Raw genomic sequence first — 25,322 nt, forward strand, 5'->3', positions numbered from 1 at the left:
TGCTCGTGCGATGGATTAAAGACTGTGACCCACGACTTTTCGAGGGGTGACTGCCTGGTCATTATTCTGCATGAAATGCATTGATGGCCATTGGCTGCTATCTAGCTGGCACCCTTGTTGCTTTGACATCCATGACCGCTGAATCAGTGTCAAAAATTTGCGGCCCTCACGAGAGATATTTCCATGAGCCAAGGTGTTGAATTTAATCGCTTGATGTTGGATATGCGCTCCATGCAAATGGATGCCATGGCCGCCCCGAAGGCTGCCGCCACGCCGGAAGTCGGCTCCAGCAGCTTTGCCGACATGCTTGGTCAGGCCGTGAACAAGGTTGCCGACACCCAACAGGCGTCCAACCAATTGGCCAGTGCCTTCGAAATCGGCAAGAGCGGTGTCGACCTCACTGACGTGATGATTTCTTCACAGAAAGCCGCCGTGTCCTTTCAGGCGCTGACTCAGGTTCGTAACAAACTGGTTCAGGCATATCAAGACATCATGCAGATGCCGGTTTAAGGACATATTGAGTCATGGCAGAAACTCTCGCCGATAGCGTTCCGGCCAAGGCAGGCGCCCCAGCGGGCAAGTCGCCCGTGTTCGGTCTGGCTTTCCTGGACAATCTTTCCGAGATGCCCATGCTGCGTCAGGTCGGCCTTATGGTCGGTCTCGCTGCCAGCGTGGCGATTGGCTTTGCCGTGGTGCTGTGGTCACAGCAGCCCGATTACCGTCCGTTGTACGGCAGTCTTGCCGGCCTCGACGCCAAGCAGGTCATGGACACCCTGACGGCCGCCAACATTGCCTATACCGTGGAGCCCAACTCCGGCGCGCTGTTGGTCAAGGCCGACGACGTGCAACGGGCGCGCATTCAGCTCGCGTCGGCGGGCGTGGTCCAGCAGGACGCCAATGTCGGCTTCGAGATTCTCGACAAGGATCAGGGCCTGGGGACCAGCCAGTTCATGGAAGCCACGCGCTATCGCCGTGGTCTGGAAGGCGAACTGGCGCGCACGATTTCTGCGCTCAACAACGTCAAGGGTGCCCGGGTGCATCTGGCGATCCCGAAAAGCTCGGTGTTCGTGCGTGACGACCGCAAGCCCAGCGCTTCGATTCTGGTCGAACTGTACGCCGGTCGTTCGCTTGAACCGAGCCAGGTGGTGGCGATCATCAATCTGGTGGCAACCAGCGTTCCCGAGCTGAACAAGTCGCAGATCACCGTCGTTGATCAGAAGGGCAATCTGCTGTCCGATCAGGCCGAAAACTCTGAATTGACCATGGCCGGCAAGCAGTTCGACTACAGCCGTCGCATGGAAGGCATGCTCACCCAACGGGTGCAGAACATTCTGCAACCGATTCTGGGCAATGATCGCTACAAGGCTGAGGTTTCCGCCAACGTGGACTTCAGCGCGGTGGAGTCCACCGCCGAAAGCTTCAATCCGGATCAACCGGCCTTGCGCAGCGAACAGTCGGTCAACGAACAACGCTCCACCAGCAGCGGCGCCCAGGGTGTACCGGGCGCGCTGAGCAATCAGCCTCCAGGTCCGGCAACCGCACCGCAAACCACCGGGGGTGCCGCAGGCGGTGCCGCCGCTGCGATTGCGCCGGGTCAGCCGCTGCTCGATGCCAACGGCCAACAGATCATGGACCCGGCTACCGGTCAGCCTGCCTTGGCGCCTTATCCGGCCGACAAGCGTGTGCAGTCGACCAAGAACTTCGAACTTGATCGCTCCATCAGCCACACCAAACAGCAGCAAGGTCGCTTGACCCGGCTGTCGGTTGCGGTGGTTGTCGATGATCAGGTCAAGATCAATGCGGCCAACGGCGAAACCACGCGCAACCCGTGGAGCGCCGAGGATCTGAATCGGTTTACCCGTCTGGTGCAGAACGCGGTCGGCTTCGACGCCAGCCGTGGCGACACGGTGAGCGTGGTCAACGTGCCGTTTTCCGCCGAGCGCGGCGAAACGATTCCGGATATCCCGTTCTATTCGCAGCCATGGTTCTGGGACATCGTCAAACAAGCCATGGGCGTGATTTTCATCCTGGTGCTGGTGTTTGGTGTGTTGCGCCCGGTGCTCAACAACATCACCAACGGCAAGAGCAAGCAGCTGGCCGGTTTCGACGACGATATGGGCGGCATGGGTGGCATGGGCGGCGGGGACGAATTGTCCAACGACCGTGTCAGCCTCGGCGGCCCGCAGAGCATTCTGTTGCCTAGCCCGACCGAGGGTTATGACGCACAGCTGAACGCAATCAAGAGTCTGGTGGCCGAAGATCCGGGTCGAGTGGCCCAGGTCGTGAAAGAGTGGATTAACACTGATGAGTGATCGAGCCGTCGTAGCCAAGCTGAGCAAAGTCGAGAAAGCGGCAGTCCTGCTGCTGTCCCTGGGCGAAACCGATGCGGCGCAGGTGCTGCGTCATATGGGCCCCAAGGAAGTCCAGCGGGTGGGCGTGGCCATGGCGCAGATGCGCAATGTGCATCGCGAGCAGGTCGAAGAAGTCATGACCGAGTTTGTCGAGATCGTCGGCGATCAGACCAGCCTCGGAGTCGGTTCAGACGGGTATATCCGCAAGATGCTGACTCAGGCGTTGGGCGAGGACAAAGCCAACGGCCTGATCGACCGCATTCTGCTGGGTGGCAATACCAGTGGCCTGGACAGCCTGAAGTGGATGGAGCCGCGCGCGGTTGCCGACGTGATCCGCTTCGAGCACCCACAGATTCAAGCGATCGTCGTGGCCTACCTCGACGCGGATCAGGCGGGCGAAGTCCTCGGGCATTTCGACCACAAGGTGCGGCTGGACATCATTCTGCGCGTGTCTTCGCTGAACACCGTGCAGCCGGCCGCGCTGAAAGAGTTGAACCAGATTCTGGAGAAGCAGTTCTCCGGCAACGCCAATACTTCACGTACCACGCTGGGCGGCATCAAGCGTGCTGCGGACATCATGAACTTCCTCGACAGCTCCATGGAAGGCACGCTCATGGATTCGATCCGCGAAGTCGACGAAGACCTCTCGGTGCAGATCGAAGACCTCATGTTCGTCTTCAACAACCTGGCGGACGTGGACGACCGTGGCATTCAGGCGCTGCTGCGCGAAGTTTCTTCGGATGTGCTGGTGCTGGCCCTCAAAGGCTCGGACGAGGCGATCAAGGAAAAGATTTTCAAGAACATGTCCAAGCGCGCTGCCGAACTGCTGCGCGACGATCTGGAAGCCAAAGGGCCGGTTCGCGTCAGCGACGTGGAAACCGCACAAAAAGAAATCCTCACCATTGCGCGCCGTATGGCCGAGGCCGGGGAGATTGTGCTCGGCGGCAAAGGTGGCGAGGAAATGATTTAAGGTCTTTTTAATGTCCAGCTCCAGTAAAGAAACGGCCAGCGAGCTTATTCGCGCCAAAGACGTCGGCGGTTACGACCTCTTTTCCCTGCCAAGTTTCGATCCGCAACAAGAGCCCGACCCCGAACCTGAGGTCTTGCCGGTCGAAGAAGAGCCGGCTGAGATGGAAGAAGTGCCGCTGGATGAAGTCCAGCCGCTGACCCTTGAAGAACTGGAAAGCATTCGTCAGGAGGCCTACAACGAAGGCTTCGCTACCGGCGAGAAAGAGGGCTTTCACAGCACGCAACTCAAGGTCCGCCAGGAAGCCGAAGTCGCCCTCGCGGCCAAGCTTGCCAGTCTTGAACAGTTGATGGCGAACCTGCTCGACCCAATCGCCGATCAGGACACGCAAATCGAAAGGGGCGTGGTTCTGCTGGTCGAGCATATTGCCCGCAAAGTCATTCAACGTGAACTGACCGCTGACTCCAGACAGATCGGCAATGTATTGCGCGATGCCCTGAAGCTGTTGCCTATGGGCGCGCAAAACGTGCGCATCTTCATCAATCCGCAGGACTTCGCCCAGGTCAAGGCGCTGCGCGAGCGCCACGAGGAAACCTGGCGCATCCTGGAAGATGACAGCTTGCAAGCGGGTGGTTGCCGGATCGAGACCGAGCACAGCCGGATCGATGCCAGCATCGAGACACGAATTTCCCTGGCAATGGCCAAGATGTACGACCAGATGCACGAGCAGGCGCTGCATCCGGCTGCGGCAGATGTGAGCATTGATCTTGAGCAGGCGGCTGCGGCCTCTAAAATCGCCAATCCTGACACCGAGAGCTCCGACACCGCGAACGCCGACAACGAGAAGCCCGATGCGCCTTGATCGCACCAGCTTCGGCAAGCGTCTGGAGACTTACGCCGAAGCCATCGACCTGCCGGCCCAGCCCGTTGTGGAGGGCCGTTTGCTGCGCATGGTCGGCCTGACCCTCGAAGCTGAAGGCTTGCGGGCCGCCATGGGCAGTCGTTGCGTGGTGATCAACGATGACAGCCATTCGCCGGTCGAAGTCGAGGCCGAAGTCATGGGCTTTTCCGGCGGCAAAGTATTTCTGATGCCGGTCGGCAGCGTTGCCGGTATCGCCCCCGGCGCGCGGGTCGTGCCGTTGGCCGATACCGGTCGCCTGCCGATGGGCATGGCCATGCTCGGGCGCGTGCTCGATGGCGCGGGCCGGGCGCTGGACGGCAAGGGCGGGATGAAAGCCGAAGACTGGGTGCCGATGGACGGCCCGACCATCAACCCGCTCAAGCGCAACCCGATCAGCCAGCCGCTGGACGTGGGTATTCGTTGCATCAACGGATTATTGACAGTCGGACGCGGCCAGCGACTTGGCTTGTTCGCCGGTACCGGCGTCGGCAAGAGTGTGTTGCTTGGGATGATGACGCGCTTTACCGAGGCGGACATCATTGTCGTCGGCCTGATCGGTGAGCGGGGGCGCGAGGTCAAGGAATTCATCGAGCACAGTCTGGGTGAAGAAGGTCTCAAGCGTTCCGTCGTCGTGGCTTCACCTGCGGATGATGCGCCGCTGATGCGTTTGCGCGCGGCCATGTATTGCACGCGTATCGCCGAATATTTTCGCGACAAGGGCAAGAACGTCCTGTTGCTGATGGACTCCCTGACCCGTTTCGCCCAGGCCCAGCGGGAAATTGCCCTGGCGATTGGCGAGCCGCCAGCGACCAAAGGCTATCCGCCGTCGGTGTTCGCCAAGCTGCCCAAGCTGGTCGAGCGCGCGGGCAATGCCGAAGCGGGTGGCGGGTCGATCACGGCTTTTTATACGGTGCTCTCGGAAGGCGATGATCAGCAGGACCCGATTGCCGACTCGGCGCGGGGCGTGCTCGACGGGCACATCGTATTGTCGCGACGTCTGGCCGAAGAGGGCCATTATCCGGCCATCGATATCGAGGCTTCGATCAGCCGGGTCATGCCTTCGGTGGTCAGCCCTGAACACATGGGGCAGGCCCAGCATTTCAAGCAGCTATGGTCGCGGTATCAGCAAAGCCGGGATTTGATCAGCGTCGGCGCGTACGTGGCAGGTGGCGATCGGGAAACCGACATGGCCATTGCCCTGCAACCGGTGCTGGTGCGTTATCTGCGTCAGGGTCTGAACGACAATGAAAGCATGCAGGAAAGCAGTGCGCGGCTGGCGGCAGTCTTCAATCCGGCTGCGGGCGGCTGATAAGTCATGGCCAAGAGTCGCGCCGAGCGTCTGGCGCCCGTGGTGGATATGGCCGAATCAGCCGAGCGCGCAGCGGCGCAACGGTTGGGCCACTTTCAGGGTCAGGTACGCCTGGCGGAAGGCAAGCTCGATGAGCTGGAAAATTTCCGTCTCAGCTACCAGCAGCAGTGGATCGACAAAGGCGGCACCGGTGTTTCCGGGCAATGGTTGATGAACTATCAGCGCTTTCTCAATCAGCTGGAAACCGCAGTCGGTCAACAACGCAAAAGCCTGGAGTGGCATCAGAACAACCTGAATCAGGCGCGGGGCACCTGGCAGCAGGCGTACGCGCGGGTTGAGGGATTGCGCAAGCTGGTCCAGCGTTATGTGGATGAGGCACGCAAACTTGAAGACAAGCGTGAACAAAAACTACTTGATGAATTATCCCAGCGGTTGCCGCGACACGAGCCGTTCTAGGCCCGGTTTCTGGCCGCATCGCGTGATGATTCACCCGTCGCGATTCAAATCCGGTTTGCTGTCGCTGACGGGCGGTGTTACACCTTCGTTACGTTACGAAGACCCCACTGAGGACTTTCCCCTATGTCGGTAACCTCCGAGCTCTCTCAAGACGAACAGCAACTGACCATCTTCATCACTGGTCGCTTCGATTTCGCTTCTCATCAGGATTTTCGCAACGCCTACGAAAATCGGACCAGCGTGCGCAATTTTGTCGTTGACCTGAAGGGCACCAATTACCTGGACAGCTCTGCGTTGGGGATGCTGTTGCTGTTGCGCGACCATGCCGGCGGCGAGCATTCACGGATACAACTGGTGAATTGCAGCTCGGATGTCATCAAGATCCTGACGATCTCCAATTTCTCTAAACTGTTCAAGATAGGCTGAGCCTGTGCAGCCTTCAACGGAAAGCCTGTGCATCCTGATCGCCGACGACAACACGACGGATCGCTACCTGCTGTCGACCATCATCAGTCGCCAGGGCCACACAGTCCTTTGCGCCAGTAACGGTGCCGAGGCCGTCGAGCTTTTCGAATCAGGGCGTCCGCAACTGGTATTGATGGATGCGGTCATGCCGGTCATGGACGGTTTCGAGGCGGCGCGGCGGATCAAGAAAATGGCCGGCGAGTCGCTGGTGCCGATTATCTTCCTGACTTCGATGACCGAGGGCGAGGCGCTGGCCCATTGTCTGGATGCCGGTGGCGACGATTTCATCGCCAAGCCTTACAACCAGGTGGTGCTGACGGCAAAGATCAACGCCATGAATCGTCTGAGAGTGTTGCAGGAAACCGTCCTGCAGCAGCGAGACCTCATTTCCCGTCATCACGAGTACTTGCTTAACGAGCAACGGGTCGCCAAGGAAGTCTTCGATCAGGTCGCCCATTCCGGTTGTCTGGATGCACCCAATATTCGCTATCTGCAGTCGCCTTACGCGCTATTCAACGGTGATTTGCTGCTCGCCACCTACACGCCTGCCGGGCACATGCATCTGTTGCTCGGGGATTTCACCGGGCACGGGCTGCCGGCGGCGGTGGGCGCGATGCCGTTGGCCGAAGTGTTCTACGGCATGACCGCCAAGGGTTTCGGGCTTGCCGAAACCCTGCGCGAGATGAATGCCAAGCTCAAACGCATCCTGCCGGTGGACATGTTTTGCTGCGCGACGCTGCTGTGCATCAACTTTCAGCAACGCCACGTCGAAGTCTGGAACGGCGGCCTGCCGGACGGTTATTTGCTGCATACCGCAAGCGGTGAGCGCACGCCGCTGGTCTCGCGGCACCTGCCTTTGGGTGTGCTGGACGCCAGTGACTTCGATGACAAGACCGAGGTCTACCCGGTCGCCACCGGTGACCGGATCTTCCTGCTCTCGGACGGTGTCATCGATACCAACGACAGCGAGGACCGGCTGTTTGGTGCCCAGCGTCTGCATGAAGTGTTCGACGCCAATCGCCAGCCGCATTTGTTGATTGGCGAGATCCAGCAGGCATTGACCGCGTTCGGCGGGCAGGCGCGCGATGACGTCAGCATGGTGGAGATCACCACGGTCGATCAGGCGACGCTGGGGCCGCAAACCGTCACGTACTCCGACAGCGGCGCATCGAGCCCGCTGGACTGGTCGGCGACGTTCGAATTTCGTGCCTCGACGCTGCGGCGCTTCAATCCGCTGCCTTATCTGCTGCAGCTGCTGCTTGAGGTGCATGGTTTACGCAGCCAGAGCGGTACGTTGTATAGCGTGCTTTCCGAGCTGTACAACAATGCACTTGAGCACGGTGTTCTGGGTCTGGACTCAAAGCTCAAAAGAGATGCGACGGGTTTTGCCCGCTATTATCGGGAGCGGGGCGAACGCCTGGTTGAGCTTGAAGAGGGCTTCATTCGCGTGCATTTGCGGGTCGTTCCGGCCGAGCGGGGCGGGCGGCTTACCCTGCAAGTCGAGGACAGCGGCGCCGGTTTCGACGCCGATACAATTCTGGCGTTGCCCCCGGTGGGTAATGAGTTGTACGGTCGCGGTCTCGGGCTGGTACGCCAATTGACCGAGCAAGCGTCCTGGTCCCGGGATGGTCGCACTGCCAGCGTGGAGTTTTCCTGGGAGGGAATGGCATAATCGCTGGGCCTTTCGCCCTTCAACGCGGCAACAGATTCAAGGTTCTTGATCAAGGAGTGAACAAGTGTCGGCTATTCATTTGGATTACAGCGTATTGAATACGTTGCAGGAAATCATGGAGGATGAATATCCAACATTGCTCGACGTATTCCTGGATGACTCGGAACATCGCATCGCGCGGTTGCAGCAGATGCTGCTGGGTTATGCGGGGGGCAGTGGTGCCTTCGACCTTCAGGAATTGAGCCTGATGGCCCACAGTTTCAAGGGCAGCAGCGGCAACATGGGCGCGCTGCGTCTGGCCGACCTGTGTCGCGAGCTTGAAGAGCGCAGTCGTCGCGAAGAAGTTTCAGGCCTTGAAGACTTGCTCGCCAGTATCGATCTTGAATATGTGACCGTACGGCGGCTGATCGACGTCGAGCGTCAGCTACATGGTGTCCTGCCATAAACTGGCCCGTATCTTGCTCAGGCATTTGGTAATACGCTCGCAACCAGCGATTCATGCGGAGACCGACATGCCCCTTGCCTCTAATCCACTCCTTCAAACCACCCCGATGGCGGCGTCCAAGACCAACGCTGCCAATAGCGTGGCCAAGGCGGCTGACAACGGCAAGGACGACAGTTCGAGCTTCTCCGACGTCTACGCCAAGCAGGCGCAGGCTAAATCCGCCGCCAACAACGATGTGCCGGTCAAGCCCGCGCGGGACAAGACGGCCCCCGCCAAGGACAAGGACGTTGCCGCAAAAGACCCGGCAGCCAAAGACGATGCCGCCGTGGATCAGACGGCGGTTGCCGATAGCGGCAATACCTTGCCTGCCGACGCTGCCGCTGATGCCGGTGACAAAGACGCCAAGGCTGCCGACGATGCAGTCGCCGCCTTGCCGGTGGAAACACCTGTGCCTGAAGTCGCCCTCGACCCCGCGCTTGATCCTGCGTTGCAGGCCATGGTCCAGCCTGCCGTCGTGCCGGTGAAAGACGCGCCGGTTGCTGATCCGACAACGGTTTCTTCCGCCACCACCGCGATGGTGGCGGCATCCGCTACAACACCTTCGGCAGCGGCGGTATCCAGCCCTGATTTGGCGAATGACGCGTCGTTCGATCCCGAGGCGGACCCATTGGCGGGCTTGCCCGCTCTGCAATTTGCCCTGGAGAACGCCAGCGCCAAGGCCCACGCCGCCGCGCAGCAGAGCAATGCCAGCAACCATCCTGACAAGGCCGGCAAGTCCAGCGCCAACGATTCCGCCGACTCCGCCCAGAACATCGCCAATAACCTGACGGCCCTGGCCGATCAACTGCCCACTGATGAAGCCAGCACGGAAAGCAGCGACAAATCTTTCAGTGGCTTGCTTGATGACGGGCTCAAGGATGTGAAAAGTAGCGGCGGTGATACCCGCATGGATAACTTCGCCGAGCGTCTGGCGGCAATGAGCCAGGCTGCCCAGGCGCCGCGCGCGGCCCTGACGCCGACTGTTCCGCTGATCAACCAGCCACTTGCCATGCATCAGAGTGGTTGGAGTGAAGGCGTCGTTGATCGGGTTATGTACCTGTCGAGCCAAAACCTGAAGTCGGCGGAAATCCAACTGGAACCGGCCGAACTTGGACGTCTGGATATCCGCGTCAACATGGCGACGGATCAACAGACCCAGGTGACTTTCATGAGTGCCCACGTAGGCGTCCGTGAAGCGCTTGAAAACCAGATGTCGCGCCTGCGTGAGTCGTTCAGTCAACAAGGGTTGGGCCAGGTGGACGTCAGCGTGTCTGACCAGAATCGCGGTTGGCAGCAACAGCAGCAACAGAGTCAGGACCAGGCCAGCAACAGCCAGCGCAGTTCCGGCACCAGCGGCAGTTCTTCAAGCCTGGACGGTTCGGGTGATGGCGGTCAGGTCGATGCCGGCGTTGCAGTCAGCCAGCCTGCCACGCGGGTGATCGGCAGCAGTGAGGTCGATTACTACGCTTGATTGATGCCGCATATATCTGCTCTGTTAGAGCGAGGCTTGCCCGCGAAGGTGTCAATTCAGACGAGATTTTTTCGCTGGAATGCCGATTCGCGGGCAAGCCTCGCTCCAACAAAATCCTCGCTGTTAACCCCCGCACAGCTCTTCCCTCGCAACTCTGGCATAACACTTGCTCTCCCTCTGTCACGCATCAACGAACCCCCCGAATAGTGACGGATTATTGGCATGGCGAAGAGCGACGACGTTAAAGACCCCGCCTCCAAAGGCAAACTCAAGCTCATCATCGTCCTGATAGTGGCTTTGTTGCTCGCTGTCGGCCTGTCGGTTGGCGCGACCTGGTTTTTCATGCACAAGGCTGACAGCAAGCCCGATCCAGCGGCTGCGGCTGCGGAGACCGGCGTCAAGCATCCCGCGATCTTCGAAGCCATGACCCCGGCATTCGTGGTCAACTTCAACTCCAATGGTCGCCAACGCTACATGCAGGTCAGCATCACCATGCTGGCGCGCAATCAGGCCGACCTTGAAGCGTTGAAGGTGCATATGCCGGTTATCCGCAACAATCTGGTGATGATGTTTGCCGGTATTCCGTTCGAATCCCTGGCAACTCCGATTGGCCAGGAAATGCTCCGTCAGAAAGCGACGGCCAGCGTTCAGGAAGTCGCACAGAAAGAGCTCGGCAAAACCGTGATCGAGCAGTTGCTTTTCACTAATTTCGTACTGCAGTAGGACCACGACATGGCCGTGCAAGACCTGCTGTCCCAGGATGAGATCGATGCGCTGTTGCATGGCGTGGACGATGGTCTGGTTCAGACCGAACAAGTAGCCGAACCGGGTAGCGTCAAAAGCTACGACCTGACCAGTCAGGACCGGATTGTGCGGGGTCGCATGCCGACCCTGGAAATGATCAACGAACGCTTCGCCCGTTATACCCGGATCAGCATGTTCAACCTGCTGCGCCGCTCGGCTGATGTGGCGGTCGGCGGCGTACAGGTCATGAAGTTCGGTGAGTACGTGCATTCGCTGTACGTGCCCACCAGCCTCAACCTGGTGAAGATCAAGCCGCTGCGTGGCACTGCACTGTTTATCCTCGATGCCAAGCTGGTGTTCAAGCTGGTGGATAACTTCTTCGGCGGCGATGGCCGACACGCGAAAATCGAAGGCCGTGAATTCACGCCGACGGAATTGCGGGTCGTGCGCATGGTGCTGGATCAGGCCTTCATCGACCTGAAAGAAGCCTGGCAGGCGATCATGGAAGTGCATTTCGAGTACATCAACTCGGAGGTCAACCCGGCCATGGCCAACATCGTCGGGCCGAGCGAAGCGGTGGTGGTCTCCACGTTCCACATCGAACTCGATGGCGGCGGCGGCGATCTGCACGTGACCATGCCGTATTCGATGATCGAACCGGTGCGGGAAATGCTCGATGCGGGCTTCCAGTCCGATGTCGACGATCAGGACGAACGCTGGGTCAACGCCCTCAAGCAGGACGTCATGGATGTCTCCGTGCCGCTCAGCGCTACGGTTGCCCGTCGTCAATTACTGTTGCGCGACATTCTGCACATGCAGCCGGGAGACGTTATTCCCGTCGAGCTGCCGGAATCGCTGGTCATGCGCGCCAATGGCGTGCCGTCCTTCAAGGTCAAGCTGGGTTCGCACAAGGGCCATCTCGCCCTGCAAGTGATCGAACCAATAGAGCGACGTTGACCTTTTGTCTGCGTCGAAATTTTGCTGTGTAACTGAAACACTGTTCGCCGAGGACAACCGATGGCTGATGATAAAGATATGACCTCTGCTGAAGATCAGGCATTGGCCGATGAATGGGCTGCGGCACTGGGCGAATCCGGTGATGGCGGTCAGGACGACATCGACGCACTGTTGGCAGCTGATGCCGGCAATTCGTCGGCTTCCAGCCGTCTGGCCATGGAAGAGTTCGGCAGCGTGCCGCGCAGCAACGGTCAGGTGAATCTCGATGGCCCGAATCTGGATGTGATCCTCGACATTCCGGTGTCGATCTCCATGGAAGTCGGCAGCACCGACATCAACATCCGTAACCTGCTGCAACTCAATCAGGGTTCGGTGATCGAGCTGGATCGTCTGGCCGGTGAACCGCTGGACGTGCTGGTCAACGGCACGTTGATCGCCCATGGCGAAGTGGTGGTGGTCAACGAGAAATTTGGCATCCGCCTGACCGATGTCATCAGCCCCAGCGAACGTATCAAGAAGCTGCGCTGAGTGAACATGATCAAGCTTGCCGGAGCATTGCTGTTCCTGCCGCTCAGCGCGCTGGCGGCCGAGCCTGCGGTGCAGGCCGCCGGGCCACAGGTGGCCGGTTCGCTGCCGGTCGGGATGGGCGGGCAACTGATTCAGTTGCTGTTCGGGCTGTTGTTGGTGATCGGCCTGATCTTCGCGCTGGCCTGGACAATGCGGCGCGTGCAACGCAGTGGGCCAGGTAATGCCCAGCTCATTGAGTTGCTGGGCTCCCGAGCGCTGGGTCCGCGTGATCGACTGGTACTGGTGCAGGTTGGCAACGAGCAGATATTGCTGGGCGTTACGCCCGGGCGAATCACCCCATTGCACGTGCTCAAGGAGCCGGTGCAGGTTCCGGTCCGCGAGCAGGCCACTCCTGAATTCGCACGGCGCCTGATGGAAATCATGGGCAACAAGGATCAGAAGGATAAGAAGTAATGCCGCGCATTCTGTTGACGCTTCTGCTGGTGCTGGCGGCGCCTGTGGCGTTCGGTGCCGATCCGTTGTCGATCCCTGCGATCACGCTGTCCAACGGCGCCAACGGCCAGCAGGAATATTCGGTCAGCCTGCAAATTCTGCTGATCATGACGGCGCTGAGCTTCATCCCGGCGTTCGTCATGCTGATGACCAGTTTCACCCGGATCATCATTGTCTTTTCCATTCTGCGTCAGGCCCTGGGCTTGCAGCAGACGCCGTCGAACCAGATTCTCACCGGCATGGCGATTTTCCTGACCCTGTTCATCATGGCACCTGTCTTCGACCGGGTGAATCAGGACGCCTTGCAGCCTTATCTGGCTGAAAAGCTTACTGCCCAGGATGCCGTGGCCAAGGCTCAGGTGCCGATCAAGGACTTCATGCTGGCGCAGACGCGCACCAGCGATCTGGAGCTGTTCATGCGCCTGTCCAAGCGCACCGATATCGAGTCCCCCGATCAGGCGCCGCTGACCATCCTGGTGCCGGCGTTTGTGATTTCCGAACTCAAGACCGCCTTCCAGATCGGCTTCATGATTTTCATTCCCTTCCTGGTCATCGACCTGGTGGTTGCCAGCGTACTGATGGCGATGGGCATGATGATGTTGTCGCCGCTGATCATTTCCCTGCCGTTCAAGATCATGTTGTTTGTGCTGGTTGATGGCTGGGCGCTGATCATTGGCACCCTGGCCAGTAGTTTTGGTGGTGTATGACCTCTCTTGAGCAGGAGTGCGCGCGATGACGCCAGAAGTAGCCGTCGATCTGTTCCGTGAGGCGTTGTGGCTGACCACGGTGCTGGTGGCGATCCTCGTCGTACCCAGTCTGCTTTGCGGCTTGATGGTCGCCATGTTTCAGGCCGCCACCCAGATCAACGAACAGACCTTGAGCTTTCTGCCGCGTCTGATCGTGATGCTGATTACCCTGATCGTTGCCGGTCCGTGGTTGCTCAAGGTGTTCATGGAATACATCCTGGCGCTCTACACCAGCATTCCAACCGTGATCGGCTAGCGCTTGTGGATCCTGTCCTTGCACTGACCGACGGGCAAATAGGCTCTTGGGTCGCCAGCTTCATGCTGCCGATGTTTCGCATCACTTCACTGTTGATGACCATGCCGATTTTCGGTACGACGCTCGTGCCCAGGCGCATTCGTCTGTATTTCGCGCTGGCCATTACTGTGGTGATCGCCCCCGTGTTGCCGCCCATGCCGCAAGTCAACGCGCTGGACCTCAGCGCGCTGTTGCTCATCGGCGAACAAATCATCATCGGCGCCGGGCTGGGGTTGTTTCTGCAATTGTTCTTTCAGGCGTTCGTGATCGCCGGACAGATCATCTCGACGCAAATGGGCATGGGCTTTGCTTCCATGATCGACCCTACCAACGGCGTCTCCGCCGCAGTGATCGGGCAGTTCTTTACCATGCTGGTTACCCTGCTGTTCCTGGGCATGAACGGCCATCTGGTAGTCCTGGAAACCCTGGTTGAAAGCTTCACCACGATGCCAGTCGGCAGCGGACTGCTTGTGTCCAACTTCTGGGCGCTGGCCAACAGCCTCGGCTGGGTGATGGGCGCCGCGCTGACGTTGGTGTTGCCGGCGATCACCGCGCTGCTGGTGGTCAACATTGCCTTTGGCGTGATGACTCGCGCCGCGCCGCAATTGAACATCTTTTCTATCGGTTTTCCGCTGACGCTGGTGTTGGGCATGGGTATTTTGTGGGTCAGCCTGGGTGACATTCTCAATCAGTACCAACCGCTGGTGGCTGATGCGCTGCGAACGTTCCGCGATATGGTGAGGGCGCGCTGATGGCCGAGAACGAGAATGGTCAGGACAAGACAGAAGACCCCACGGAAAAAAAGAAGTCGGAGGCCCGAAAAGAGGGGCAGATTGCTCGATCCAAGGAGCTCAACACCCTGGTGATCATGCTGGTCGGTGCCGGCGGGTTGTTGTCCTTTGGCAGCGATATAGCGCAAATGATGATGGAGCTGATGCGCTCGAACTTCATCATCAGTCGCGAAACGCTCATGGACCAAAGCTACATGGCCAAGATGCTGCTCAGCTCCGGCAAGCTGGCGTTGGCAGCCATGCTGCCTTTTCTGGTGGCGCTGATGCTCGCCTCCCTCATCGCGCCGATTTCCCTGGGTGGCTGGCTATTCTCGGCCAAGACCATGGCCCCCAAATTCAGTCGCATGAACCCGATCTCTGGTCTCAAGCGCATGGTGTCGGTCACGGCACTGATCGAGTTGCTCAAGAGCTTCGGCAAGTTTTTGATTGTCCTGGTCGTCGCCCTGGTGGTCCTGAACAAGGATAAGGCGGACCTGATTTCCATTGCTCACGAACCCTTGGAAATGGCGATTATTCACAGCTTGCAGGTGGTCGGCTGGAGCACGCTGTGGATGGCCTGCGGTTTGATGATCATTGCCGCCATCGACGTGCCGTTTCAGATCTGGGAAGCGCACAAGAAGCTGCTGATGACCAAGCAGGAAATTCGCGACGAGCACAAGGATGCTGAAGGGCGGCCAGAGGTCAAGCAGCGCATACGCCAGTTGCAGCGCGACATGTCCCAGCGGCGCATGATGGAGTCGATCCCCACTGCTGATGTGATCATCACCAACCCGACCCACTTCGCGGTTGCCCTCAAATACGATCCGGAGCAGGGCGGCGCGCCGATGCTGGTGGCCAAGGGTACGGATTTCATCGCCTTGAAGATCCGCGAGATCGGCGCCCATCATCAGATTCTGATTCTTGAATCACCAGGGCTGGCGCGCTCGATCTATTACAGCACCGAGCTGGATCAGGAGATCCCGGCCGGGCTGTATCTGGCGGTGGCTCAGGTGCTGGCGTATGTCTATCAGATTCGCCAATACCATTCGGGTCGCGGCAAGCGTCCCGATCCGTTGGGGGACATCTCCATCCCGCCGGATTTGCAGCGCGATTCCTGATTCTCGCGGGCATTGAGCTCCAGCGTGGGAGAGGACTTGTCCTCGAAGGGCCGGCTGGGTCATCCCTATCTGCTGGTAAAGCCTCATCGCCTGCGCCACCGTCTTCGCGGACAAGTCCGCTCCCACAGGGATCGCATCTCAGGCTTTTGATTTCCGCTTTTCCGTGCAGAGATTTGGCAGACACCGCCAAACGCGCGTCGGGAGGCTGAGTGGAGGTGTCGTGGTGGGGTGCGCTCGGCATGGATGCCGAGCGAGCGCCGTTGCGCCACCACGGCACCGGAGCGAAGGAACCGCCGCGAAGCGGGGGCCGGACGTCAGCGCAAAATGGTTTCCCCCCTTTGCCGAAACAAAGGGGGTCGACCGTCAGGGCGAAACCTGATTCAGCAGCGCCGCAAGTGCTGTTGATGCAACTCAATTCAAGGCGCGTCGGCTTCAATAGGCGATTGGCGTGCGCCAAATCGATCGCGGGCAAGCCTCGCTCCAACGAAGTTACGACGGGTTGAGTCGCAAAGGCCAACACCACGTCCTACAGCTAATTCTCCAAATAATGGCCCTTTGTCCACTGTTGGAAAGCTTCTTGCAATAGGTCAACTCAGGTCGCCTTCGGCGTCAAAGTTTTGGTTTAGCGCAGGTGAAGAATCGGTGGATCGCTCTCAATTAATCAGTAGCGCACGCAGTAATCTTGCGGGTCTCGGTCGGGGCCAGTTGGGTGTGCCGTTGTTGCTGTTGGTCATGATGGCAATGATGATGTTGCCAATGCCGCCGTTCCTGCTGGACGTCTTTTTCACCTTCAACATCGCGCTGTCGATTGTGGTCCTGCTGGTCTGCGTCTACGCATTGCGCCCTCTGGATTTTTCGGTATTCCCCACCATTCTGCTGGTGGCGACGTTGCTGCGCCTGGCGCTCAACGTTGCCTCGACGCGGGTGGTGATGCTTCACGGTCAGGATGGTCACGCCGCAGCCGGCAAGGTGATCCAGGCCTTCGGTGAGGTGGTGATTGGTGGCAACTACGTAGTCGGTATCGTGGTTTTCGCGATCCTGATGATCATCAACTTCGTGGTAATCACCAAAGGTGCCGGGCGGATTTCCGAGGTGAGCGCGCGTTTCACCCTGGACGCCATGCCCGGCAAACAGATGGCCATCGATGCCGACTTGAACGCCGGGCTGATCGATCAGCCTGAGGCCAAGCGTCGGCGTCTGGAAGTTGCCCAGGAAGCCGAGTTCTACGGCTCCATGGACGGTGCCTCGAAATTCGTTCGCGGTGACGCCATCGCCGGTCTGTTGATTCTGTTTATCAACCTCATCGGCGGCGTTCTGGTCGGCATGCTGCAGCACAACATGACATTCGCCGAAGCGGGCAAAATCTACACGCTGTTGACCATCGGTGACGGTTTGGTGGCGCAATTGCCGTCATTGCTGCTGTCCACCGCTGCGGCGATCATGGTGACCCGTGCTTCCGGTTCGGAAGAAATGGGCAAGCTGATCAATCGGCAGATGTTCACCTCCCACAAGGCGTTGTCGGTTTCTGCCGGGATCATGATCGTCATGGGTCTGGTGCCGGGCATGCCGCACTTTTCCTTCATCAGCCTCGGGCTGGTGGCGGGCGGTGTCGCCTACTTGCTGTGGAAAAAGCAGAACGTGGTCAAGGTCCAGGCGTTGGAAGAGGTCAAGCGCCAGCAGGAGATGTTGCCATCGCCGACCCGGGTTCAGGATTCTAAAGAGCTGGGCTGGGATGACGTGACCCCCATCGACATGATCGGCCTGGAAGTGGGCTACCGCCTGATTCCGCTGGTGGATCGCAATCAGGGTGGTCAGTTGCTTGCGCGGATCAAGGGCGTACGCAAGAAGCTCTCTCAGGAGCTAGGCTTTCTCATGCCCACTGTGCATATCCGTGACAACCTGGATCTGGCGCCCAGTGCCTATCGTTTGACGCTCATGGGCGTGACGCTGGCGGAAGCCGAGATTTACCCGGACCGGGAGTTGGCGATCAACCCCGGTCAGGTGTTCGGCACCCTCAACGGTATTACCGCCAAGGACCCGGCGTTTGGTCTGGAAGCGGTATGGATTGAAATCAGCCAGCGCAGTCAGGCGCAGTCCCTGGGTTACACCGTGGTCGATGCCAGTACGGTAGTGGCGACGCACCTCAACCAGATTCTTTATAAACACTCTCATGAGCTGATTGGCCATGAAGAAGTCCAGCAATTGATGCAGTTGCTGGCTAAAGGCTCGCCGAAACTGGCTGAAGAGCTGGTTCCCGGGATTCTTTCGCTCTCGGCGTTGCTCAAGGTCCTGCAGTCGCTTCTGGCCGAACAAGTGCCGGTTCGCGACATTCGCAGCATCGCCGAAGCCATCGCGAACAACGCCATGCGGAGTCAAGATACCGCCGCGTTGGTTGCGGCAGTACGCGTCGGATTAAGCCGCGCAATCGTGCAAAGCATTGTAGGGATTGAGCCGGAGCTGCCAGTTATCACTCTGGAGCCAAGGTTGGAACAGATATTGCTCAATAGTTTGCAGAAGGCAGGTCAGGGTCAGGAAGAAGGCGTTCTGCTTGAGCCAAGCATGGCTGAAAAGCTCCAGCGTTCGTTGATCGACGCGGCGCAGCGGCAGGAGATGCAGGGTTTGCCGGTCATTCTTTTGGTTGCAGGCCCGGTTCGCGCCATGTTGTCACGCTTTGGACGACTGGCTGTACCGAACATGCATGTGTTGGCGTATCAGGAAATTCCTGACAATAAGCAAGTCACCATCGTAGCGACTGTCGGGCCTAACGGCTGAGGTAGTGAGTCATGCAAGTTAAGCGATTTTTCGCCGCCGATATGCGTCAAGCCATGAAACTGGTTCGCGATGAGCTGGGCGCAGAAGCGGCCATCATCGGTAATCGGCGGATTGCCGGTGGCGTAGAGCTGACTGCTGCGCTGGATTACAAGCTGTCTGCGCTGGCGCCTCGCGTGCCGAACATCGAGCTTGAAGACGAGCTGCGCAAAACCCAGTCGCGGATTGTTACCGCCCAGGCTGAACTGAACAATCGCGGCGACAGTGACCCGTCAGTCAATCGCCAGCTGTTCTCCGGCTTGCCGCTTAGCGCTGCCGACACGCATATCGAACCGACGCTCGAAGAGCCGCCGCGCCCATTCGTTCAAGCTCACGCAACCCCAGCGGAACCCGCCGGCGGCCAGCGCGCTTACGAAAACATGCGTTTCGAATTGAATGGTCTGCGTGAACTGCTGGAAGTCCAGCTGGGTTCGCTGGCCTGGAATCAACTGCAAGGCAGCCGTCCGCAACAGGCCAACCTGTGGCGTCGCCTGCAACGTATTGGTCTGTCCGGTCCGTTGTCCCGCGACCTGCTGGCAATGGTCGGCGAAATTGAAGAACCTCGTCAGGCCTGGCGCATGCTGTTGGCGCACCTGGCGCGGATGATTGCCACTCCGGAAATCGAGCCGCTCGAAGAGGGTGGCGTGATTGCCATGGTCGGCCCGGCTGGCATGGGTAAAACCACCACACTCGCCAAGCTGGCCGCGCGCTATGTGTTGAAGTACGGCGCACAGAACATCGCTCTGGTGAGCATGGACAGCTTTCGCATCGGCGCTCAGGAGCAGCTCAAGACTCTGGGCCGCATCCTCAACGTGCCGGTGACGCATGTCGATCCGGGCCAGTCGCTGGCTCAGGCACTGGAGCCGCTGTTGCGCAAGCGCGTGGTGTTGATTGACACCGCAGGCCTGCAAGCCAGCGATCCGGCCCTGCGCATGCAGCTCGAAAGCCTCGCCGGGCGTGGCATCAAGGCGCGTAATTATCTGGTGTTGGCAACGACCAGTCAGAAGCAAGTGCTGACCGCTGCCTACCACAGTTACAAACGTTGTGGCTTGTCCGGGTGCATCCTGACCAAGCTGGACGAAACTGCCAGCCTGGGCGAAGTACTCAGCCTGGCGATCAGTCATGAGCTACCTGTTGCCTACCTGACTGACGGGCCGCGAATACCTGATGATTTACACCTTCCGCGCCGGCACCAATTGGTTACCCGTGCGGTCAATGTGCAGATGCAGGAAGAGCCTAGCGAAGAAGCGATGGCGGATATGTTTGCCGACCTGTACCACAACCCCAGCAAGCGGGTGGGTTAGGTGAAACGAACTAATGGAATTTACCTGCATCGATGGTCTGCCACGCATTGTTCCTCAGCGAACGTGCAGCCCCCAATGTGGCTTCGGTCTACGCAAGACAAGGTAATGAAATAACATGGGCAGCATGCATCCCGTACAGGTGATCGCGGTGACCGGCGGCAAAGGTGGCGTCGGTAAGACTAACGTGTCAGTGAACCTATCGCTGGCCTTGGCCGAGCTTGGCCGGCGCGTCATGCTGCTGGACGCCGACCTTGGCCTGGCCAATGTCGACGTGTTGCTGGGGCTTACGCCCAAGCGCACCCTTGCCGATGTGATTGAAGGGCGTTGCGAATTGCGCGACGTACTCCTTCAGGGCCCTGGCGGGATTCGCATCGTGCCAGCCGCTTCCGGCACGCAGAGCATGGTGCACCTGACGCCGGCGCAGCATGCCGGTCTGATTCAGGCCTTCAGCGATATTGGCGATAACCTCGACGTACTGGTCATCGATACGGCCGCCGGCATCGGCGAGTCGGTGGTGAGCTTCGTGCGCGCTGCCCAGGAAGTCTTGCTGGTGGTGTGCGACGAGCCGACCTCGATCACTGACGCCTACGCGCTGATCAAGCTGCTCAATCGCGACTACGGCATGAATCGCTTCCGGGTCCTGGCCAACATGGCCCAGAGCCCGCAGGAAGGCCGCAACCTGTTTGCCAAGCTAACCAAAGTGACCGACCGCTTCCTCGATGTTGCCCTGCAATACGTCGGTGCGGTGCCTTACGACGAGTGCGTGCGCAAGGCGGTGCAGAAGCAGCGTGCCGTTTATGAAGCGTTCCCGCGCTCCAAATGCTCCCTGGCCTTCAAGGCTATTGCGCAGAAAGTCGACACCTGGCCGCTGCCGGCCAATCCGCGCGGTCATCTTGAGTTTTTCGTGGAGCGACTTGTTCACCAGACATTTGCGGGGCCTGTCCAATGACAGCCAGCGGCTACCAGATGTACAGCAAGACCTCCAAGAACTCGCAGTACGAGCTCATCGAGCGCTATGCGCCGCTGGTCAAGCGTATCGCCTATCACTTGCTGGCGCGCTTGCCGGCCAGTGTGCAGGTCGAGGACCTGATCCAGGCCGGCATGATCGGACTGCTTGAAGTGTCCACCAAGTACGACTGCACCAAAGGCGCGAGTTTCGAGACCTACGCGGGTATCCGGATTCGCGGCGCGATGCTCGATGAAGTGCGTAAAGGTGACTGGGCACCGCGTTCGGTTCACCGCAATACGCGCATGGTCAGTGACGCAATTCGCTCAATTGAAGCTAAAACAGGTCGTGACGCTAAAGATCACGAGGTTGCGGCCGAACTCCAATTGAGTCTCGATGATTATTACGGGATTTTGAACGATACCCTGGGCAGCCGGCTGTTCAGTTTCGACGACCTTTTGCAGGACGGCGAACATGAAGGGCTGCACGAGGACGGCGCAAGCGGTTCGCTTGAGCCATCGCGGGATCTGGAAGACGAACGTTTCCAGGCCGCGTTAGCAGATGCGATTGCCAATTTGCCAGAGCGCGAGCGACTGGTGTTGGCGCTGTACTATGACGAGGAGCTGAATCTCAAGGAAATCGGTGAGGTCCTTGGGGTCAGCGAGTCGCGAGTCAGCCAGTTACACAGCCAGTGCGCAGCTCGTTTGCGAGGGCGTTTGGGAGAGTGGCGAGCGCGTTGACAGGTGTGGCGCATCCGTAGGGTTGCGCTGTACGTGTAAGCCGGCTGTGCAAAGCGTTGTGTGGGGAGATGGACAAGGCGGGAACCGGTCATTGGCATTACTGCAAGCTGTTGGAAGGAGTTTTACCTTTCTGGCGGCACGCCGAACTGCTGCCCGGTTTCTTGACTGTTGATTTACCAAGCCCGTCGTCGTTTTAGTACAGCCGATGTGAGCTGTGCCGGTATTGATTGAACAGCGCGTTCAGGTGCTGAACGCGTTAAAGACTGCTTGGAGGTCGAATTGGACAAAAACATGAAAATCCTCATCGTTGATGACTTCTCAACGATGCGGCGGATCATCAAAAACCTGTTGCGTGATTTAGGATTCACCAACACGGCCGAAGCCGATGACGGGCTCACCGCGCTGCCAATGTTGCAGAGCGGTGCTTTCGACTTTCTGGTGACTGACTGGAACATGCCTGGCATGTCCGGCATCGACCTGTTGCGTCAGGTGCGCGCCGATGAACGACTCAAGCACCTTCCGGTGCTGATGGTCACGGCCGAAGCCAAGCGCGACCAGATCATCGAAGCCGCCCAGGCGGGCGTCAACGGTTATGTCGTGAAGCCATTTACGGCCCAAGTGCTGAAAGAAAAGATCGAAAAGATCTTCGAGCGCGTCAATAGCTGATGTTTGCCGCGAGGGTGCTATGGAGCATAAAGAGTCATCACAGGGCGACTTTGAGTCAACCCTGAAAAAACACGCGCATGAGCTGGTGATGTGCCTTGAAAAAGGCCGTTTCGGCGAAGCCGTGCAATTGATCCATGAGCTGAACCAGACTCGTGATCGCGGCTTGTATCAGGAAGTCGGCAAACTCACCCGCGAGCTGCACAGCGCAATCGTCAATTTCCAGATTGACCCGAACATGCCTCAGGCCAAGGAAGTGTCCCAGATCACGGATGCTACCGAGCGTTTGTCGTATGTTGTCAGGCTTACCGAAAATGCGGCCAACCGCACCATGGATCTGGTCGAGCAAAGCACGCCCCTGATGAATGGCTTGAGTACCGACGCCAAAGCGTTGAGCCAGGATTGGGGACGTTTCATGCGTCGGGAAATCGGCGCTGAAGAGTTTCGTGAGCTGGCTAAACGCGTCGACGGCTTTTTGACGCGTAGCGAGCGGGAAACCCACGAGGTTGCTGCCCACCTCAATGACATTCTGCTGGCCCAGGATTACCAGGACCTTACCGGTCAGGTCATCAAGCGCGTCACGCAATTGGTCACTGAAGTTGAAAGCAATCTGCTCAAGTTGGTGCTCATGGCCAGTCAGGTCGATCGCTTTGCAGGCATCGAACATGACGATGAATCCATCCTCGCAGAAAAAGATCCACAAAAAGGTCTCTCTCAGGGTGAAGGTCCGCAGATTCATGCCGATAAACGGGAAGACGTTGTGTCCGGACAGGACGATGTAGACGATCTGCTATCGAGCCTTGGCTTCTAGGTCTGTTGACGGTTAATTTTAGGGAGCACCCCAATGAGCTTCGGCGCCGATGAAGAAATCCTTCAGGATTTTCTGGTAGAGGCCGGCGAAATTCTGGAGCAATTGTCCGAACAGCTGGTCGAGCTGGAAAGCCGACCTGATGATGCAGACTTGCTTAATGCAATTTTTCGCGGTTTTCACACTGTAAAAGGCGGCGCCGGCTTCCTCCAGCTCCATGAGCTGGTGGAGTGCTGCCACATCGCCGAGAACGTCTTCGACATCCTGCGCAAGGGTGAACGTCGCGTCGACTCTGAATTGATGGACGTGGTGCTCGAAGCACTGGATGCGGTCAACGGCATGTTCAGCGAAGTTCGCGAGCGTACCGAAGTCACACCCGCCACGCCGGAATTGCTGGCCGCACTGGCGCGTCTGGCCGAGCCTGCATCCGCAGATGAAGTGGCTGCTGCCCCGGCAGCGGTCGAGGAAGCGCCTGCTCCTGCTTCCGATGAAATCACCGATAACGAATTTGAACTGCTGCTCGACTCGCTGAACGCCGTCAAGGCTCAAGCCGCCGAATCAGCCAGTGCGCCTGCGGCTGTTGCAGCGCCGGTTGCTGCTCCTGCTTCGGCAGCCGCCAGCGATGAAATCAGCGACCAGGAATTTGAATCGCTGCTTGATCAATTGCATGGCAAAGGCCAGTTCGCGGTCGACGCCGTCGCGACGCCAGCTCCTCCTGCGGCTCCGGCTGCCAGCACCGGTGCTGCGGCGAGCAATGAAATCACCGACGATGAATTCGAAGCCTTGCTGGATCAGTTGCACGGCAAGGGCTCGTTTGACGCCGCTGCTGCGGTAGCGCCTGCGCCTGCCGCTGCTGCTGTTGCAGCGCCGGTTGCTGCGGCCGCGTCGACCAGCAACGAAATCTCGGATAACGAATTCGAAGACCTGCTGGATCAGTTGCACGGCAAAGGCAAGTTCGAGCCTGAAGCCATAGCTGCCGCACCCGTCGCGGCAGTGGTTGCCAAGCCAGCGCCTGCGCCGGTTGCCGCCGCCAAACCTGCTCCTGCGGCTGCGCCAGCTCCGGCTCCGGCCAAGGCGGCAGCGCCTGTTCCGGCCAAGGCTCCGGCTGCGGCGAGTCCGGATAAACCGGCTTCCGAAGCGGAAACCACCGTGCGGGTTGATACCGCGCGCCTGGACGAGATCATGAACATGGTCGGCGAACTGGTGCTGGTGCGTAACCGTCTGGTACGCCTGGGCCTGAACAGCGGCGATGAAGCCATGTCCAAGGCGGTTTCCAACCTGGATGTGGTCACCGCCGATCTGCAGACTGCGGTGATGAAAACCCGCATGCAGCCGATCAAGAAGGTTTTCGGGCGCTTCCCGCGTCTGGTTCGCGACCTGGCCCGCCAGCTCAAGAAAGAGATCAACCTGGAGCTGGTCGGCGAAGAAACCGATCTGGACAAGAACCTCGTCGAGGCCCTTGCCGATCCGCTGGTCCACTTGGTGCGCAACGCGGTCGACCACGGTATCGAAACCCCGGAAGAGCGCGAAGCTTCGGGCAAGTCCCGTGGCGGTCGTGTGATTCTTTCGGCGGAACAGGAAGGCGACCATATCCTGCTGTCGATTTCCGATGACGGTAAAGGCATGGACCCCAATGTCCTGCGCGCCATTGCGGTCAAACGCGGCGTGATGGACAAGGACGCGGCCGATCGCCTGAGCGACAGCGACTGCTACAACCTGATCTTTGCACCGGGTTTCTCGACCAAGACCGAGATTTCCGATGTGTCGGGTCGTGGCGTGGGCATGGACGTGGTGAAAACCAAGATCGCCCAGCTCAACGGCACCATCAATATCTACTCCACCAAGGGCCAGGGCTCGAAGATCGTCATCAAGGTGCCGTTGACCCTGGCGATCATGCCGACGCTGATGGTGATGCTGGGCAATCAAGCCTTTGCTTTCCCGCTGGTCAACGTCAACGAGATCTTCCACCTGGACCTCTCGACCACCAACGTCGTCGATGGTCAGGAAGTGGTTATCGTGCGCGACAAGGCCCTGCCACTGTTCTATCTCAAGCGCTGGCTGATCAGTTCGGCTGCTCACGAAGAGCAGCGCGAAGGTCACGTTGTGATCCTGTCGGTCGGTACCCAGCGCATCGGTTTTGTCGTCGATCAACTGGTAGGTCAGGAAGAAGTGGTAATCAAGCCGCTGGGCAAGATGTTGCAAGGTACGCCAGGCATGTCGGGCGCCACCATTACCGGTGACGGTCGCATCGCCTTGATTCTCGATGTACCGAGCATGCTCAAGCGTTACGCCGCCCGGCGTATTTGATTCTGGTGTCGCGGGCGACG

The 25,322-nt window shown here is 59.0% G+C and carries 25 protein-coding genes; all 25 read left to right on the forward strand.

Going from position 1 to position 25,322, the window contains the following annotated elements:
* Positions 1–183 precede the first annotated feature (183 nt).
* The 25 genes from fliE to AABC73_RS08675 all read left to right on the forward strand — a co-directional run bounded on the left by fliE (position 184) and on the right by AABC73_RS08675 (position 25,302).
* Positions 184–510 carry a flagellar hook-basal body complex protein FliE gene (fliE, locus tag AABC73_RS08555; RefSeq protein ID WP_341523213.1) on the forward strand — a complete coding sequence of 109 codons (327 nt, stop codon included), beginning with the start codon at positions 184–186 and terminating at the stop codon, positions 508–510.
* A gap of 14 nt (positions 511–524) precedes the next feature.
* A complete protein-coding gene (gene fliF / locus AABC73_RS08560) occupies positions 525–2,312 on the forward strand; it encodes a flagellar basal-body MS-ring/collar protein FliF (protein WP_341523214.1) in 1,788 nt (595 codons plus the stop codon).
* Complete coding sequence (gene fliG / locus AABC73_RS08565; RefSeq protein WP_020290734.1) at positions 2,305–3,321, forward strand: flagellar motor switch protein FliG; 1,017 nt, start codon at positions 2,305–2,307, stop codon at positions 3,319–3,321. The genes fliF and fliG overlap by 8 nt, the downstream gene beginning before the upstream one ends.
* A gap of 10 nt (positions 3,322–3,331) precedes the next feature.
* Complete coding sequence (gene fliH / locus AABC73_RS08570) at positions 3,332–4,180, forward strand: flagellar assembly protein FliH (RefSeq protein ID WP_341523215.1); 849 nt, start codon at positions 3,332–3,334, stop codon at positions 4,178–4,180.
* Positions 4,170–5,528, forward strand: coding sequence for a flagellar protein export ATPase FliI (fliI, locus tag AABC73_RS08575; protein ID WP_341523216.1), 1,359 nt, complete (start codon positions 4,170–4,172; stop codon positions 5,526–5,528). The genes fliH and fliI overlap by 11 nt, the downstream gene beginning before the upstream one ends.
* A 6-nt stretch (positions 5,529–5,534) precedes the next feature.
* Positions 5,535–5,984, forward strand: coding sequence for a flagellar export protein FliJ (gene fliJ / locus AABC73_RS08580; RefSeq protein ID WP_065833570.1), 450 nt, complete (start codon positions 5,535–5,537; stop codon positions 5,982–5,984).
* Positions 5,985–6,107: 123 nt separating this feature from the next.
* Positions 6,108–6,410 carry an STAS domain-containing protein gene (locus tag AABC73_RS08585; RefSeq protein WP_341523217.1) on the forward strand — a complete coding sequence of 101 codons (303 nt, stop codon included), beginning with the start codon at positions 6,108–6,110 and terminating at the stop codon, positions 6,408–6,410.
* Between the two features lie 4 nt (positions 6,411–6,414).
* The gene (locus AABC73_RS08590) at positions 6,415–8,121 is read left to right on the forward strand and encodes a fused response regulator/phosphatase (protein WP_341523218.1); all 1,707 of its coding nucleotides are present in this window, start codon (positions 6,415–6,417) and stop codon (positions 8,119–8,121) included.
* A gap of 115 nt (positions 8,122–8,236) precedes the next feature.
* Positions 8,237–8,566: an Hpt domain-containing protein gene (locus AABC73_RS08595; protein ID WP_341524196.1), complete on the forward strand. Its 330-nt coding sequence runs from the start codon at positions 8,237–8,239 to the stop codon at positions 8,564–8,566.
* A gap of 67 nt (positions 8,567–8,633) precedes the next feature.
* Positions 8,634–10,076 (forward strand): flagellar hook-length control protein FliK, encoded by a 1,443-nt coding sequence (locus AABC73_RS08600; RefSeq protein ID WP_341523219.1) that lies wholly within the window; start codon positions 8,634–8,636, stop codon positions 10,074–10,076.
* 222 nt (positions 10,077–10,298) lie between these two features.
* Positions 10,299–10,799 carry a flagellar basal body-associated protein FliL gene (fliL, locus tag AABC73_RS08605; protein WP_341523220.1) on the forward strand — a complete coding sequence of 167 codons (501 nt, stop codon included), beginning with the start codon at positions 10,299–10,301 and terminating at the stop codon, positions 10,797–10,799.
* Positions 10,800–10,808: 9 nt separating this feature from the next.
* The gene (gene fliM / locus AABC73_RS08610; protein WP_331151072.1) at positions 10,809–11,777 is read left to right on the forward strand and encodes a flagellar motor switch protein FliM; all 969 of its coding nucleotides are present in this window, start codon (positions 10,809–10,811) and stop codon (positions 11,775–11,777) included.
* Positions 11,778–11,837: 60 nt separating this feature from the next.
* Positions 11,838–12,305 carry a flagellar motor switch protein FliN gene (gene fliN / locus AABC73_RS08615; protein ID WP_020290724.1) on the forward strand — a complete coding sequence of 156 codons (468 nt, stop codon included), beginning with the start codon at positions 11,838–11,840 and terminating at the stop codon, positions 12,303–12,305.
* Between the two features lie 6 nt (positions 12,306–12,311).
* Positions 12,312–12,758 carry a flagellar biosynthetic protein FliO gene (fliO, locus tag AABC73_RS08620; protein ID WP_341523221.1) on the forward strand — a complete coding sequence of 149 codons (447 nt, stop codon included), beginning with the start codon at positions 12,312–12,314 and terminating at the stop codon, positions 12,756–12,758.
* Positions 12,758–13,504, forward strand: coding sequence for a flagellar type III secretion system pore protein FliP (gene fliP / locus AABC73_RS08625; protein ID WP_065833563.1), 747 nt, complete (start codon positions 12,758–12,760; stop codon positions 13,502–13,504). The genes fliO and fliP overlap by 1 nt, the downstream gene beginning before the upstream one ends.
* Positions 13,505–13,529: 25 nt before the next feature.
* Positions 13,530–13,799 carry a flagellar biosynthetic protein FliQ gene (locus tag AABC73_RS08630; RefSeq protein WP_341523222.1) on the forward strand — a complete coding sequence of 90 codons (270 nt, stop codon included), beginning with the start codon at positions 13,530–13,532 and terminating at the stop codon, positions 13,797–13,799.
* Positions 13,800–13,861: 62 nt separating this feature from the next.
* Positions 13,862–14,590, forward strand: coding sequence for a flagellar biosynthetic protein FliR (gene fliR, locus AABC73_RS08635; protein ID WP_341524197.1), 729 nt, complete (start codon positions 13,862–13,864; stop codon positions 14,588–14,590).
* On the forward strand, positions 14,590–15,726 hold the full coding sequence (flhB, locus tag AABC73_RS08640; RefSeq protein WP_341523223.1) for a flagellar biosynthesis protein FlhB: 1,137 nt from the start codon (positions 14,590–14,592) through the stop codon (positions 15,724–15,726). Before fliR ends, flhB begins: the two co-directional genes overlap by 1 nt.
* A 642-nt stretch (positions 15,727–16,368) precedes the next feature.
* Positions 16,369–18,498, forward strand: a complete 2,130-nt coding sequence (gene flhA, locus AABC73_RS08645) for a flagellar biosynthesis protein FlhA (protein WP_341523224.1) — start codon at positions 16,369–16,371, stop codon at positions 18,496–18,498.
* Positions 18,499–18,509: 11 nt separating this feature from the next.
* Positions 18,510–19,838 (forward strand): flagellar biosynthesis protein FlhF, encoded by a 1,329-nt coding sequence (gene flhF, locus AABC73_RS08650; RefSeq protein WP_341523225.1) that lies wholly within the window; start codon positions 18,510–18,512, stop codon positions 19,836–19,838.
* A 115-nt stretch (positions 19,839–19,953) separates the two neighbouring features.
* Positions 19,954–20,787: a flagellar synthesis regulator FleN gene (gene fleN / locus AABC73_RS08655; protein WP_020294161.1), complete on the forward strand. Its 834-nt coding sequence runs from the start codon at positions 19,954–19,956 to the stop codon at positions 20,785–20,787.
* Positions 20,784–21,524, forward strand: a complete 741-nt coding sequence (gene fliA / locus AABC73_RS08660; protein ID WP_020294162.1) for an RNA polymerase sigma factor FliA — start codon at positions 20,784–20,786, stop codon at positions 21,522–21,524. The genes fleN and fliA overlap by 4 nt, the downstream gene beginning before the upstream one ends.
* 291 nt (positions 21,525–21,815) lie before the next feature.
* The gene (locus AABC73_RS08665; protein ID WP_177325461.1) at positions 21,816–22,190 is read left to right on the forward strand and encodes a chemotaxis response regulator CheY; all 375 of its coding nucleotides are present in this window, start codon (positions 21,816–21,818) and stop codon (positions 22,188–22,190) included.
* 19 nt (positions 22,191–22,209) lie between these two features.
* Positions 22,210–22,998 (forward strand): protein phosphatase CheZ, encoded by a 789-nt coding sequence (locus AABC73_RS08670; protein ID WP_341523226.1) that lies wholly within the window; start codon positions 22,210–22,212, stop codon positions 22,996–22,998.
* Between the two features lie 33 nt (positions 22,999–23,031).
* Entirely contained in the window at positions 23,032–25,302 is a 2,271-nt protein-coding gene (locus tag AABC73_RS08675; protein WP_341523227.1) for a chemotaxis protein CheA, read from the forward strand.
* Positions 25,303–25,322 lie beyond the last annotated feature (20 nt).

Origin of the sequence: Pseudomonas sp. G.S.17 (genome assembly GCF_038096165.1) — a bacterium.
In the GTDB taxonomy this organism is placed as follows: Bacteria; Pseudomonadota; Gammaproteobacteria; order Pseudomonadales; family Pseudomonadaceae; genus Aquipseudomonas.

Excerpts from the sequence above, each read along its gene's own strand:
- fliJ (WP_065833570.1), top strand. The coding sequence starts at position 5,535 with ATGGCCAAGAGTCGCGCCGAGCGTCTGGCGCCCGTGGTGGATATGGCC.
- flhF (WP_341523225.1), top strand. The coding sequence starts at position 18,510 with ATGCAAGTTAAGCGATTTTTCGCCGCCGATATGCGTCAAGCCATGAAA.
- fliA (WP_020294162.1), top strand. The coding sequence starts at position 20,784 with ATGACAGCCAGCGGCTACCAGATGTACAGCAAGACCTCCAAGAACTCG.
- flhB (WP_341523223.1), top strand. The coding sequence starts at position 14,590 with ATGGCCGAGAACGAGAATGGTCAGGACAAGACAGAAGACCCCACGGAA.
- fliF (WP_341523214.1), top strand. The coding sequence starts at position 525 with ATGGCAGAAACTCTCGCCGATAGCGTTCCGGCCAAGGCAGGCGCCCCA.
- AABC73_RS08630 (WP_341523222.1), top strand. The coding sequence starts at position 13,530 with ATGACGCCAGAAGTAGCCGTCGATCTGTTCCGTGAGGCGTTGTGGCTG.
- fliG (WP_020290734.1), top strand. The coding sequence starts at position 2,305 with ATGAGTGATCGAGCCGTCGTAGCCAAGCTGAGCAAAGTCGAGAAAGCG.
- AABC73_RS08675 (WP_341523227.1), top strand. The coding sequence starts at position 23,032 with ATGAGCTTCGGCGCCGATGAAGAAATCCTTCAGGATTTTCTGGTAGAG.
- fliH (WP_341523215.1), top strand. The coding sequence starts at position 3,332 with ATGTCCAGCTCCAGTAAAGAAACGGCCAGCGAGCTTATTCGCGCCAAA.
- fliR (WP_341524197.1), top strand. The coding sequence starts at position 13,862 with ATGCTGCCGATGTTTCGCATCACTTCACTGTTGATGACCATGCCGATT.
- fliE (WP_341523213.1), top strand. The coding sequence starts at position 184 with ATGAGCCAAGGTGTTGAATTTAATCGCTTGATGTTGGATATGCGCTCC.
- AABC73_RS08665 (WP_177325461.1), top strand. The coding sequence starts at position 21,816 with ATGAAAATCCTCATCGTTGATGACTTCTCAACGATGCGGCGGATCATC.
- fliI (WP_341523216.1), top strand. The coding sequence starts at position 4,170 with ATGCGCCTTGATCGCACCAGCTTCGGCAAGCGTCTGGAGACTTACGCC.
- fliL (WP_341523220.1), top strand. The coding sequence starts at position 10,299 with ATGGCGAAGAGCGACGACGTTAAAGACCCCGCCTCCAAAGGCAAACTC.
- AABC73_RS08600 (WP_341523219.1), top strand. The coding sequence starts at position 8,634 with ATGCCCCTTGCCTCTAATCCACTCCTTCAAACCACCCCGATGGCGGCG.
- fleN (WP_020294161.1), top strand. The coding sequence starts at position 19,954 with ATGGGCAGCATGCATCCCGTACAGGTGATCGCGGTGACCGGCGGCAAA.
- AABC73_RS08585 (WP_341523217.1), top strand. The coding sequence starts at position 6,108 with ATGTCGGTAACCTCCGAGCTCTCTCAAGACGAACAGCAACTGACCATC.
- fliO (WP_341523221.1), top strand. The coding sequence starts at position 12,312 with ATGATCAAGCTTGCCGGAGCATTGCTGTTCCTGCCGCTCAGCGCGCTG.
- fliM (WP_331151072.1), top strand. The coding sequence starts at position 10,809 with ATGGCCGTGCAAGACCTGCTGTCCCAGGATGAGATCGATGCGCTGTTG.
- AABC73_RS08670 (WP_341523226.1), top strand. The coding sequence starts at position 22,210 with ATGGAGCATAAAGAGTCATCACAGGGCGACTTTGAGTCAACCCTGAAA.
- AABC73_RS08595 (WP_341524196.1), top strand. The coding sequence starts at position 8,237 with ATGGAGGATGAATATCCAACATTGCTCGACGTATTCCTGGATGACTCG.
- fliN (WP_020290724.1), top strand. The coding sequence starts at position 11,838 with ATGGCTGATGATAAAGATATGACCTCTGCTGAAGATCAGGCATTGGCC.
- fliP (WP_065833563.1), top strand. The coding sequence starts at position 12,758 with ATGCCGCGCATTCTGTTGACGCTTCTGCTGGTGCTGGCGGCGCCTGTG.